The following is an 11,741-nucleotide window of genomic DNA, read 5'->3' as shown; positions in this document are numbered from 1 at the left end:
TCAACCGCGCTTGGGCATCATCCGCAGCAGCGTGTTATCGCGCACCACATAATGGTGATAGACCCCCGCCAGCGCATGCAGGCCGATCAGCCAGTAGCCGATCGTGGCAATCAGCACATGCCAGTGCTCGACCTGCTTGGCGAAATCCTTGTTCTCCGCGACCAGCAGCGGCAGATCAAAACCATAGAACATCACTTGATGCCCTTCGGCGCTGGTAATCAGCCAGCCGAGAATCGGCATGCTGATCATGAACAGGTACAGCGCCCAGTGCATCAGCCGCGCCAGTACGGTTTGCCATTGTGGTGACGCGGGAAAGATTTTCGGCGCCGGGCCAATGCTGCGGGCGAGCAGGCGAAACCACACCAGCACGAACACGGTCAGGCCGAGCATGTAATGCACTTCGCGGATCAGCGTGCGCCCGCCACTGCCTTTGGGAAATAGCCCACGCAACTCCATGCTGGCGTACACCAGCACCAACAGGACCAACATCAGCCAGTGCAACAGGACCGATACGGTGCTGTAACGGGATTCGGAACTTGTCCACGGCATACGGTGTTTCCTCACAGATCAGGGTCAAAAACGCCGTTCTTGTGCGACGGCATGCTTTAACTGTAATCCGCTTTGGCGGATTTGCCTGAGGCTGATCGGACTTTCAATGCTCTGAATCAGGGCTTTGCCAATAAAAAACGCCAGCGTCGTTCAGACACTGGCGTTTTTGTTGGCAGCAAGCGGCAGGGATTAGCTCGATTGCGGCATCTCACCGTTGGCCAGACGCTTGTTGATGTCGGCGATGACTTCCGGCAGATCAGTGATGGTGTCGATCATGTAGTGCGGGCGCGAGCCTTCGAACAGCGCGTGAATGCGCTTGCGTTCGCTGGCCAGCTCATCGCTGCCCAAGGCGCGGAAACCGGCGTAATCCAGACCCAGCGCATTGCCCGAGCAGATCAGCGCGACCGTCCACATCCCGGCGCGGCGGCCTTCGAGAATGCCCGGCACGGTGTCGTCGATCTTCACGCACGCCGCGACATCGTCGATGCCCAGCGCGATCACGTTGGCCAAGGCCTGGGCCGGCCAAGGTCGGCCGTTCGGCACTTCGTCGGTGGCGACCACATGGTCAGCGACGTAGCCGTTGGTGGCGGCCAGTTCGACGACCTTGTCCATCACTTGCTTCGGGTAGCCGGAGCAGGAACCGATCTTGATCCCTTGCTGGCGCAGGTTGGCGATGGTCTCCAGGGCGCCGGGAATCAGCGCCGAGTGTTCGGCGATCTTTTCGATCTGCAACGGCATGAAGCGCTTGTAGATGGCGGTGACGTCGTCATCGGTCGGCGTACGGCCGAACGCCTTGCGATAACGCTCGGCCACTTGCGGTTGGTCGCAGAGGGTGCGGATGTGGTCCCACTTGCCCATGCCCATCGGGCCACGGGCTTCTTCGATAGAGACCTGCACGTCGAACTCGGCGAAGGCTTCGACGAAAATCTGCGTTGGCGCGAAGGAGCCGAAATCGACCACGGTGCCGGCCCAGTCGAGGATCGCGGCTTGCAGCTTGTTTGGATTGAGGTAGTTCATGTTGATCAAATTCCTGAGTTGGCAATGCAATTCAAACTGTAGGCCTTCGCCTGCTCGCGATAGCTGTTGATCATTCAACATCTTCGTCGACTGGCACAGCCTCATCGCGAGCAGGCGAAGGCCTACAGGGGGATTTTTGGTGTGGGTTAGATTTTCAGCACTTCCATCTCACGCAGCACGTCGCCGACCGCCGCGACGGCTTCGCGCATTTCGTCCGGGCTGACGTGGCCGATACAGCCGACACGGAAGGTCTCGACCTGAGTCAATTTGCCGGGATAGAGGATGTAACCCTTGGCCTTGACCCGTTCGTAGAAGTCCTTGAACTGATAGCGCGGATCTTGTGGCGCATGGAACGTGGCAATGATCGGTGCCTGAATCGCTGCCGGCAGGAAGCTGCGTAAACCGAGTTTGCCCATCTCTTCCATCAACGCCTGGCAGTTGGCGGCGTAACGCGCATGCCGCGCCGGCAGGCCACCTTCTTCGTTGTATTGCAGCAGCGCCTCGTGCAGCGCCGCGACCACATGGGTCGGCGGAGTGAAGCGCCATTGCCCGGTTTTCATCATGTAGGCGTGCTGGTCGTACAGGTCCATCGCCAGCGAGTGCGAATTACCGGCGGCAGCGGCCAAAGACTCTTTGCGAGCAAACACGAAGCCCATCCCCGGCACGCCTTCCAGACACTTGCCGGAAGCGGCGATTAGTGCGTCGAACGGCACTTGCCGTGCGTCCACCGGCAGTGCGCCGAAGGAGCTCATGGCGTCGATAATCAGGCGTTTACCGTGTTGCTCGACGACCTGGGCAATCTCCGGCAGCGGATTGAGAATGCCGGTGCTGGTCTCGCAATGGATCAGCACAACGTGGGTAATGCTGCTGTCGGCGCGCAACAAACGATCGACGTCAGCGGCGGTGGTCGGTTCGTCTTCAGCGGTTTCAAACGTGCTGAACGAACGGCCAAGCACTTCGCAGATCTTCGCCAGACGCTTGCCGTAGGCACCGTTGATCAGCACCAGGACTTTGCCGTCACGCGGCACCAAAGTGCCGATGGCGGCTTCGACGGCAAAGGTGCCGCTGCCCTGCAATGGCACGCAGTGGTGAGTCGCGGCGCCGTTGAGGATCGCCAGCAATTGTTCGCAAAGGCTGGCGGTCAGTTGGTTGAAGCGGTCATCCCATGACCCCCAGTCGACCATCATCGCCTGGCGGGTGCGGGCCGAAGTGGTCAACGGGCCGGGAGTGAGCAGGATGGGTTCGGCGATACTCATTCGTGTGTCCTCGGATTGCGCTGTGGGATGAAGCTACGGGGCATACGTTGCAATTCGCCGTTGCATCAATCAAATTGTTTGTTGTTATGCCAGCCATCAGTGAGAGTTATTCATGAACCTGTTTCAGCTCCGCGCCTTCGACGCCGTGGCCCGCGAAGGCAGCTTCACCCGCGCCGCCGCGCGGTTGTTCATCAGCCAGCCAGCGGTCACCGGGCACATCAAAGCGCTGGAGGAGCACTACCAGATCACCCTGTTGCGGCGCACCGCGCGACGGGTGGAACTGACCGAGGAGGGCACCAAACTCGCGGCGATCACCCGCGCGATGTTTGGCCTCGCGGAAGAGGCGCAGACGATGCTCGAGGCCAACCGGCAGTTGTTGACCGGGCGGCTGGAAGTGGCGGCGGACGGGCCGCACATGGTCATGCCGATGCTCGCTAGCCTGCGTGCGCGCTATCCGGGGATCACGGTGAATCTGCGCTTGGGCAATGCCCAGGAAACCCTCGCGGCGTTGTTGTCGGAACACGCCGATGTGGCGGTGTTGACCGAGGTCGAACCGCGCAAAGGCCTGCATTTGCAAGCCTTGAGCGAATCAAGAATTTGCGCGTTGGTGCCGGCGGGGCACCCGTGGGCGATGCGCGCCGGGGAAGTGAAACTCAAGGAACTGGATCAAGTGATCATGGTGCTGCGCGAGCCGAGTTCGATCACCCGGCGTACGTTTGATCAGGCGTGTGCGCAGGCGTCGATCCATCCGCGTGTGCTGCTGGAACTCGATAGCCGTGAGGCGGTGACTGAAGCCGTCGCGGCTGAGTTGGGCGTTGGCGTGGTGTCATCGGTTGAGGTTAGTCATGACCCGAGGGTGGTGGCGATTCCGATTGTCGGGGCTGGGCTGGTGAATCGGCACATGATCGGCTGCATGGAACGGCGACGGGATTTGCGCCTGATTCAGGCGTTCTTTGGTCTGGCGCCAACCTGATAAACCGTGGTGCTCCCTTCGCGAGCAGGCTCGCTCCCACAGGGATATGCATTCCAAATGTGGGAGCGAGCTTGCTCGCGAAGGGGCCAGAACTGTTCACACAAGGCTGTCGCGAACCATATCGAGAAAGGTCGCCACCACCCGTCGATTGCTTTGTTCACGCAAACACACCAGCGTCTCCGTCAGCCGTCGCGTGCAATCGATAATCGGCAACGCACACACCCGCGAATCCGCGCCAAACTCTGCTGCCGAGACAACGCCCACGCCAATCCCGACCACCACCGCCTCACGCGCCGCTTCCCGGCCCTCGACCTGAATCGCCGGACGAATGCGAAAACCGGCCCGGGCCATTTCCTCTTCCAGTGTCTGCCGCGTCACCGATCCGTGTTCACGCAGCACCAGCGGCGTGTCATCGAGGTCTTCCAGGCAAATCGATTCACGCACGGCCCACGGATGATTGCGCGAAACAAACGCCACCATCGGATCGTTACGCAATGGAACGCACAGCAAGCGTTCATCTGTGACATCGCGCCCCAGTAACGCCAGATCCGCCTGATAGTTGAACAGGCGAAACAGCGATTCATCGGTATTGCCGGTTTCGATCTTCACGCTGATCCCCGGATAGCGCTCGCAGAACCGCGCGATTTGCGGCAGTACGTGCACCGGCGCATCCACCGCCAGAATCAGGCTGCCGGTCTGCAAGGCCTGGGATTCCTGCAGCAGTTCCTGCGCTTCGGCTTCAATCACAAACAGGCGTTGAGTGATCGCCAGCAAGCGCTCGCCCAGGTCGGTCAGACGTACGGAACGTTTATTGCGGTGAAACAGCAAAACGCCGAAGCGTTCTTCTAGTTTGCGTACCTGGTCGGAAATCGCCGGTTGCGTGAGAAAAAGGCGCTCGGCGGCTTTGGTGAAGCTTCCATGCACGGCCACGGCGTGGAAGGCTTTGAGTTGGGCGTGGGAAACCGACATGAAGGCACCTGATCGTTAAGTCAGTAACAAGCTGAGCTTATGTGTGAAATACGATAAATCGATTTTATTTATTAAACAGTAATTGCTTTGATCGGCGCACGCCATCGCTGACTGCCCGCTCGGGCAGCGCGGTGAGCCATGAGCCTGTGCGTGCAACAGCAGGACTCATCTGACCGGTATCGCCAGAGGGATAGAGCGATATCGCAGTGCTCAACAATAAAAACACAGGCGTTTTTCTTAACGATTCTGCCGGCACACTCACACCCTGAGGTCAGAACCACCATGAACAAGCACATCGGCACCATTGCGCGTTGGCGCATGCAGATTTTCGCGATTACCTGGCTGGCGTACGCCGCGTTCTACTTCACCCGCAAAGCTTTTTCAGTGGCCAAACTGGGCATCGCTGAAGACCCGACTTTCATGCTCGACAAGATGGCCATGGCCAACCTCGATGCAATCTATCTGGCGGCTTACGCCATCGGCCAGTTCACCTGGGGCATGCTCGCCGACCGATTTGGCCCACGGGTCGTGGTGCTCGGCGGTTTGCTGATTTCCGCCGCAGCGGCGCTGGTGATGGGCAGTTTCGCCACGTTGCCGATCTTCGCTACATGCATGCTGATTCAGGGCCTGGCGCAGTCCACCGGCTGGTCGGGGTTGTGCAAAAACCTCGGCAGTTTTTTCCCGTCCCAACAGCGCGGACGGGTGCTCGGGTTATGGAGTTCCTGCTATGCGTTTGGTGGTCTGGTGGCGTCGCCGTTCGCCGGTTGGTGGGCGTATACCTTGATGGGCACCTGGCACGCGGCGTTCATTTCCAGTGCGGTAGTGGTTGCGGTGGTCGCGGTGTTGTTCTTTATCTTCCAGCGCAACAAGCCCGAAGACGTCGGTTTGCCAGCGGTAGAGCCGGAGCCGGAACTGACCGCAGAAGAAACCGAAGCCAACAGCAAACTCAGCGTCTGGGAACCCTTGAAGGAAATCCTGCGTAACCGCACGGTGCTGGTGCTGGGCCTGGCGTATTTCATGCTGAAACCGGCGCGTTACGCGATTCTGTTGTGGGGGCCGGTGATTGTCTTTGAACAGATGCCCAGTGTCGGCAAGGTCGGCGCGGCGATCATTCCCACCTCGTTCGAACTGGCCGGATTGCTCGGGCCGATCCTGATCGGCCTGGCCTCGGACAAACTGTTCGGTGCCCGGCGCATGCCGGCCTGCGTGTTGAGCCTGTTGGCGCTGACCGTGACGCTGGCGCTGTTCATGGCTGCGTTGCAGAGCGGCAGTGTCTTGCTGGTGGTCGCGCTGCTGTTCGTCATGGGCCTGACCTTGTACGGGCCGGACTCGATGATCAGCGGTGCCGCCGCGATCGACTTCGGCAAAGCCAAGGCCGGCGCCACCGCTGCCGGTTTCGTCAACGGCTGCGGCTCGGTCGGTGCGGTACTTGGCGGTTTGCTGCCGGGTTACTTCGACTCGGTGACGGTGTTCATCGTCTTCGCCGGTTGCGCGCTGTTCTCGGCGCTGGTGCTGATTCCGCACTGGAACAGCCGTCCGGTTGGCGTGATGGAACCGCGTGCCTCGATCCCCAATTGCCCGCTGACGATCAAACCCCTGCGTTCCTGAAACCCTTGCCTCGCGGCCTGCTGCGGTGCTCGCGGCAGGCTGGGTCGTGGCCATCTGACTTGGAGAAACCCCATGAGACCGTTTTGGCTGGAGCAGGCTTTGCAGGCCGACACCTCGGAAACCTGCCCACCGTTGCACGGCGAAGTACGCACCGATGTGTGCATCGTCGGCGGCGGCTACACCGGGTTGTGGACGGCAATCATGCTCAAGCAACAGAACCCCGAACTCGATGTGCTGCTGATCGAAGCGGACATCTGCGGCGCCGGCGCCAGCGGGCGTAATGGCGGATGTGCGCTGTCGTGGTCGGCGAAATATTTCACCCTTGAGCGCCTGTTTGGCGTCGAGGAAGCGGTACGCCTGGTCAAGGAATCGGAACGCAGCATTCATGCGATCGGCGAGTTCTGCGAACACTACGGCGTCGATGCCGATTACCGCCTCGACGGCACGCTGTACACCGCGACCAACCGCGCGCAGGTCGGTTCGACCGACGCGGTGATCGCCGCGCTGGAGCGCAATGGCATCAACTCGTTCAGCCAGCGACCGGTCGCCGATGTGCAGCGCATGGCCGGTTCGAGCAAGCACCTGGAAGGCTGGTTCTCGCCGGCAGCGGCCAGCGTGCAACCGGGCAAACTGGTGCGTGGCTTGCGCCGTGTAGCGTTGCAACTGGGCGTGAAAATCCACGAAAACACCGCGATGACCGGACTGGAAGAAGGGCGCCCGGCACGCCTGCAGACGCCGCATGGCACGGTGATCGCCGATCGCGTGGTGCTGGCGATGAATGCGTGGATGGCCCGTGCCTTCCCACAGTTCGAACGCAGCGTGGCGATTGTCTCCAGCGACATGTTGATTACCGAACCGCGTCCGGAGCTGTTGCAGGAAATCGGTTTGACCAGCGGCGTCACTGTGCTCGATTCGCGGATTTTCGTGCACTACTACCACAACACCCCGGACGGTCGGATCATGCTCGGCAAGGGCGGCAATACCTTCGCGTTTGGTGGGCGCATGCTGCCGGTGTTCGATCAGCCGTCGCCGTATGCCGGCCTGCTGAAAAACAGTCTCGCGGACTTTTTCCCGGCGTTTGCCGATGTGAAAGTCGATGCCACCTGGAACGGGCCCTCAGATCGCTCGGTCACCGGGTTACCGTTCTTCGGCCAGATGAGCAGCGCGGGCAATGTGTTTTACGGTTTCGGTTATTCGGGCAGCGGCGTCGGCCCGTGTCATATGGGCGGGCAGATTCTTGCTTCGCTGGTGCAGGGGCTGGACAACCCGTGGACGCGCTCGCCGCTGGTCAACGGGCCGCTGGGCTATTTTCCGCCGGAGCCGATCCGCTACCTCGGTTCACTGATGGTGCGCAACGCCATCCGCCGCAAGGAACGCGCCGAGGATCACGGGCGGCGACCTCGGCATCTGGATGTGCGTCTGGCGAAGTTCGCCGCGGCGGCGGGCAAGGCTGACAAAGGGTAATTGATGACCTCCACTGGGGAGTCAGCGGGCATCGCTATTGAACAGCCAGTCCAGCAACAAGCTGTTGTCGCGCGCGGGCGGTGGCTCGCGAGGCGTAGGGTTGCGGGAGTTGCCCAGGCACAGAATCGGTCGGTCCGGATCGCTGTCGAGGAAACTCACCCACACTTCGCTGCCGGCACAGGGCAAATCGTCCGGCGCGATGCGGCGATGGGTCCGGGTCATGGCGATGGGCAGCCAGATCGCGTGGTGATCAAGCGTGTGCCCGGTATCCGAAGGCCACAGTCGCACGGCGACTCGACCCTGGTCATCGAGTTGCGCCGGTTGCCCGGCAGGTCCCAGCACCCGTGCCAGGTGATAGCCGGCGACGCTGGGCCGGGGTTGTCTGAGCGCCGGGCGAAAGTCGGATGACCAGGGTTGGGCGCTGAAGTCGTTGTGGTAGCGGTGTGCGTTTGGAGTCGGGTCAAGAATCGACGGATGCTGTCCGTGATGGCGCAGGGCGGTAAGCCGCCATTGTTCATTGAAGTGGCTGACCGGATGCGCCGACACTTGCAGCAGATGCCCACTGAGCAAACCGACCCGGTCACTGCGGCCGTTGATCGTCCGATGCTGACCGCGTTGCCTCTCCAGATGTCGACGGCTGCGTTGTTCGTGGTGACGTTGTTCGAGGGAGAGTATCGGCGGCAGGGCGGTTGCCGTGATGTGGTTGGCGGCATCGTCACCGCTTGCCTGCTGGCCTCGATTGCGCACGGCATGCAGCGTGGCGATGGGCGCAGCATGATGGTGCTGGAACAGCGCACTGACGCACGGTGACGGTGTTTGCTCGCTCACCTTGAACGGCAGCAGCGCCGGCATTTGCGGCAGGCTCAGGCTGTCATCGGCAAACACGACAACGTGACCGTCGACCCGGTGTTCGAAGTGATAGTGAATGCCTTCTTCTTCGCAAAGCCTGTCCAGCAGCGCCAGATCGCTTTCTTCGTACTGGATGCAAAACGGCCGGGCCGGGTAATGGCCGACAGTCATTTCAATCCGGTAGCCATCGCCGGGCAGGGCGTTCTCCGTGAGCAATCGCTGGAGAATCTGCGGCACGCTCAATTGCACAAACACACGCCGCTTGCTCGGCTGGGCCAGCCTCTGCAAACGTGGCACCAACGTCAGTCGATAGCCGATCCGGTGCGTACCGCGATGTTCGCAACTGGCACTGTCGATCAAGCCGTGAACCCCATGATGATCGTCCAGACGCAAAAAAGCCGGTTGGTGCAGGAATGTACCCGGCGTCATGGCGGGCGCGAGGCCGATCAGTTCGATGTCGAAACGGTAAGGCTGGTTGAGCGCTTCTTCGCCTTGAAAACGCAGCACCGGCAGGCTCAGGCCGCTGTCGGTCAGGGTCAGGGTAAAAGGACTTTCCTTGTCATTGAGCATTCGAACAGGCTCTGTCAGGCAATACGGGCTTGAGAGGGTACGAAACCACAGCACTGAATGGTCATGTCAAAGCCGTTTTTCAGAATCGCCCTACAAGCTCTGGTGAAGATGTCGATTCCGCGTTGCATTTTTTTGGTCGATTGCCGACTTTAGGCCGTATAAACTTGGCGCCACGCGTCGGCCAATAGATGTCTCGGCGCCACAGATCAAGAGAGTGAGTAATGGGCGCACAGTGGAAGGTTAAACACAAAGAAGCGGCATCCAACGCCAAGGGCAAGATCTTCGGCAAACTGGTGAAGGAAATCACCATCGCTGCCCGCAACGGTGCCGATACCGCCACCAACGCACACCTGCGTCTGGTGGTCGAACAGGCCAAGAAAGCCTCGATGCCAAAAGAAACCCTCGATCGCGCGATCAAGAAAGGCGCCGGTTTGCTCGGTGAAACCGTGCAATACCATCGCGTGACCTACGAAGGGTTCGCCCCGCACCAGGTGCCGCTGATCGTCGAGTGTGTGACCGACAATATCAACCGTACCGTCGCCGAAATCCGCGTGGCGTTCCGTAAGGGCCAACTCGGCGCTTCCGGCTCCGTGGCCTGGGACTTCAACCACGTCGGCATGATCGAAGCCTCGCCGGAAACCCCGGACGCCGATCCGGAAATGGCCGCGATCGAAGCCGGTGCCCAGGATTTCGAACCGGGCGAAGACGGCGCGACGCTGTTTCTGACCGATCCTACCGATCTGGACTCGGTGCAGAAGGCACTGCCAGAGCAAGGGTTCACCGTGCTGTCGGCCAAGCTGGGTTACCAGCCGAAGAACCCGGTCAGCGGTTTGAACGATGAGCAGATGGCTGAAGTTGAAGCGTTCCTCGAAGGCCTCGACAACCACGATGACGTGCAGGATATGTTTGTCGGCCTGGCGGGCTGATCGCCTTCGTCGGTGATGGCCTCATCGCGGGCAGGTTAGCTCCCACAGGGGATTTGTGAACGCCACAGATCTCCTGTTGGAACTAGCCTGCCAGCGATTGACCGCGCAGCGGTCACAGATCTTCAAGTTGCTTCATGACCTCTCCGAACCCCGGCCGCGCCAGCACATCCGCCTGACAGCAGCGCCGCTCCAGCTCTTCAAACACCGCACGCCGCTCATCACTCAACCCCGAGTCGATGCGCGCCAGCAATTCCCCGAGCAAAATTCCGAACGCACGCACTTCGATGCGTTGCAACGCGCGCGTTTCTACTGTGTCGGCGACTTCATGGAACGACGCCCCGCCAAAATCCCCGAGCAGGCAATCGCCGCGCTCGTTCAACAGAATGTTGTGCCCGTAGAGGTCGCCATGGGTGATGCCTTGCTGGTGCAAGTGATCGGCTGCCGAAGCGATGCCTTTGGCAATGTTCAGCGCAACCTCGGCACTGAATCGACAATCAGCGGCGTAAACATCTCGCGAGCAAGACGCCAGGCTTGGCAGATCGGCGAGGTTGCCGAACGACGGATCGATCAGCTGCATCACCAACCCCTGCTGGCCCTCGGGATGGCCGCTGATGCGCCCTTCGATACGGATCAGATTGGGATGCAGGCCTGCGGTGATGCAGGCGTTCATTTCGTGTAGCGGCGAGCCGTCGCTGGTCATTTCACCTTTGTACAGTTTCACCGCGACCGGCGTCACTGAGCCATCGTCGCGCTGCCAGCTCGCCCGGGAAATCACCCCCGAGGCGCCTTCACCCAAGCGTTGCTCCAGACTTAGCGCCGACCAGTCGATTTGCGCCGTCGCTTGCAGCGCGGCGGCATCCGCCTCGGTTTCCAGCGGGTTACCGGCGTAGGCCAGCCAGGTCAGGCTCGGCAGGGCGAGCAGCCACTGCGGCAGTTCGCTCAGGCGGTTGGCGGAAATGCGCAGCAGCTCCAGCCGATGGCACTTGCTCAGCGATGGCGGCAGCGTCTGCAGACGGTTGCCGGACAGCATGAGCTTCTGCAGCGCAGGACGTTCACCCAGTTCGTTCGGCAGGTGCTCGATGCAGTTGTCGGTCAGGATCAGCCAGCGCAGCTGTGGCGGCAAGGCAGCACCGGGTACGTTGACGATGCGATTGGCCCTGAAACCGATCATCGTCAATGCCGCGCATTGGCCGAGGCAGGCCGGCAGTTCGGTGAACGGGTTGTCGGAACAGAACAGCACACGCAGGCGCGTCAGACGGTGCAAGTCATCCGGCAGACTGCTCAGGGCGTTGCCGCTGAGGTTGAGGATTTCCAGACTGTCGGCCAGGTCGAAAATCTCGCGCGGGAATTCGGTCAGTCCGCAAGACAGATCCAGCCGCGTGATGCCCGACAACTCGCCGGCGCGTAATTGAGCAAGGGTGTGCATGTTGGTGTTCGCTATTGATCAGTGGAGCGACGCTGGGGCGCTGAGGATGGGCGACATGATAACGGCAAAGCAGGTTCTGGGCCTGAGTTGCATGTTGAAAACGCCACAAAACCCTGTGGGAGCGAGCTTGCTCC

At 60.9% G+C, this 11,741-nt stretch carries 10 protein-coding genes; 4 read left to right on the top strand and 6 right to left on the bottom strand.

Annotation, left to right across the window (positions count from 1 at the left end):
- From U6037_RS18665 to U6037_RS18655, 3 genes are all read right to left on the bottom strand, one after another.
- Positions 1-549, bottom strand: a complete 549-nt coding sequence (locus tag U6037_RS18665; protein ID WP_322844084.1) for a cytochrome b — start codon at positions 547-549, stop codon at positions 1-3.
- Between the two features lie 189 nt (positions 550-738).
- Positions 739-1,566 (bottom strand): phosphonoacetaldehyde hydrolase, encoded by an 828-nt coding sequence (gene phnX / locus U6037_RS18660; protein WP_322844083.1) that lies wholly within the window; start codon positions 1,564-1,566, stop codon positions 739-741.
- Positions 1,567-1,712: 146 nt separating this feature from the next.
- Positions 1,713-2,822, bottom strand: a complete 1,110-nt coding sequence (locus U6037_RS18655; protein WP_322844082.1) for a 2-aminoethylphosphonate--pyruvate transaminase — start codon at positions 2,820-2,822, stop codon at positions 1,713-1,715.
- A 112-nt stretch (positions 2,823-2,934) separates the two neighbouring features.
- Between U6037_RS18655 and U6037_RS18650 the strand changes: the two genes are divergently transcribed.
- Entirely contained in the window at positions 2,935-3,795 is an 861-nt protein-coding gene (locus tag U6037_RS18650) for a LysR substrate-binding domain-containing protein (protein ID WP_322844081.1), read from the top strand.
- Positions 3,796-3,891: 96 nt separating this feature from the next.
- Here U6037_RS18650 and U6037_RS18645 read toward each other — a convergent pair whose 3' ends face one another.
- On the bottom strand, positions 3,892-4,764 hold the full coding sequence (locus U6037_RS18645) for a LysR family transcriptional regulator (protein ID WP_322844080.1): 873 nt from the start codon (positions 4,762-4,764) through the stop codon (positions 3,892-3,894).
- Between the two features lie 282 nt (positions 4,765-5,046).
- Here U6037_RS18645 and U6037_RS18640 point away from each other — a divergent pair, with 282 nt between their 5' ends.
- The gene (locus U6037_RS18640) at positions 5,047-6,372 is read left to right on the top strand and encodes an MFS transporter (protein WP_322844079.1); all 1,326 of its coding nucleotides are present in this window, start codon (positions 5,047-5,049) and stop codon (positions 6,370-6,372) included.
- Positions 6,373-6,444: 72 nt separating this feature from the next.
- Positions 6,445-7,836: an FAD-dependent oxidoreductase gene (locus U6037_RS18635; protein WP_322844078.1), complete on the top strand. Its 1,392-nt coding sequence runs from the start codon at positions 6,445-6,447 to the stop codon at positions 7,834-7,836.
- Positions 7,837-7,857: 21 nt separating this feature from the next.
- Here the strand turns inward: U6037_RS18635 and U6037_RS18630 are convergent, their stop codons facing one another.
- Positions 7,858-9,255, bottom strand: a complete 1,398-nt coding sequence (locus tag U6037_RS18630) for a type VI secretion system Vgr family protein (protein ID WP_322844077.1) — start codon at positions 9,253-9,255, stop codon at positions 7,858-7,860.
- Positions 9,256-9,476: 221 nt separating this feature from the next.
- On the opposite strand from U6037_RS18630, the gene U6037_RS18625 reads away from it, so the two are divergent.
- A complete protein-coding gene (locus tag U6037_RS18625) occupies positions 9,477-10,181 on the top strand; it encodes a YebC/PmpR family DNA-binding transcriptional regulator (protein WP_322844076.1) in 705 nt (234 codons plus the stop codon).
- Positions 10,182-10,293: 112 nt separating this feature from the next.
- Here U6037_RS18625 and U6037_RS18620 read toward each other — a convergent pair whose 3' ends face one another.
- Positions 10,294-11,607 (bottom strand): leucine-rich repeat-containing protein kinase family protein, encoded by a 1,314-nt coding sequence (locus U6037_RS18620; protein ID WP_322844075.1) that lies wholly within the window; start codon positions 11,605-11,607, stop codon positions 10,294-10,296.
- Positions 11,608-11,741: the final 134 nt, after the last annotated feature.

Source organism: Pseudomonas sp. B33.4, from assembly GCF_034555375.1.
GTDB lineage: Bacteria > Pseudomonadota > Gammaproteobacteria > Pseudomonadales > Pseudomonadaceae > Aquipseudomonas.
The sequence above is the reverse complement of the archived record's forward strand: the minus strand, read 5'-3'. Positions and strand labels throughout refer to the sequence as shown.

What these genes read in the sequence shown, in the direction of transcription:
- U6037_RS18665 (WP_322844084.1), bottom strand. Translation starts at nt 549, where the DNA reads ATGCCGTGGACAAGTTCCGAATCCCGTTACAGCACCGTATCGGTCCTG.
- phnX (WP_322844083.1), bottom strand. Translation starts at nt 1,566, where the DNA reads ATGAACTACCTCAATCCAAACAAGCTGCAAGCCGCGATCCTCGACTGG.
- U6037_RS18655 (WP_322844082.1), bottom strand. Translation starts at nt 2,822, where the DNA reads ATGAGTATCGCCGAACCCATCCTGCTCACTCCCGGCCCGTTGACCACT.
- U6037_RS18650 (WP_322844081.1), top strand. Translation starts at nt 2,935, where the DNA reads ATGAACCTGTTTCAGCTCCGCGCCTTCGACGCCGTGGCCCGCGAAGGC.
- U6037_RS18645 (WP_322844080.1), bottom strand. Translation starts at nt 4,764, where the DNA reads ATGTCGGTTTCCCACGCCCAACTCAAAGCCTTCCACGCCGTGGCCGTG.
- U6037_RS18640 (WP_322844079.1), top strand. Translation starts at nt 5,047, where the DNA reads ATGAACAAGCACATCGGCACCATTGCGCGTTGGCGCATGCAGATTTTC.
- U6037_RS18635 (WP_322844078.1), top strand. Translation starts at nt 6,445, where the DNA reads ATGAGACCGTTTTGGCTGGAGCAGGCTTTGCAGGCCGACACCTCGGAA.
- U6037_RS18630 (WP_322844077.1), bottom strand. Translation starts at nt 9,255, where the DNA reads ATGCTCAATGACAAGGAAAGTCCTTTTACCCTGACCCTGACCGACAGC.
- U6037_RS18625 (WP_322844076.1), top strand. Translation starts at nt 9,477, where the DNA reads ATGGGCGCACAGTGGAAGGTTAAACACAAAGAAGCGGCATCCAACGCC.
- U6037_RS18620 (WP_322844075.1), bottom strand. Translation starts at nt 11,607, where the DNA reads ATGCACACCCTTGCTCAATTACGCGCCGGCGAGTTGTCGGGCATCACG.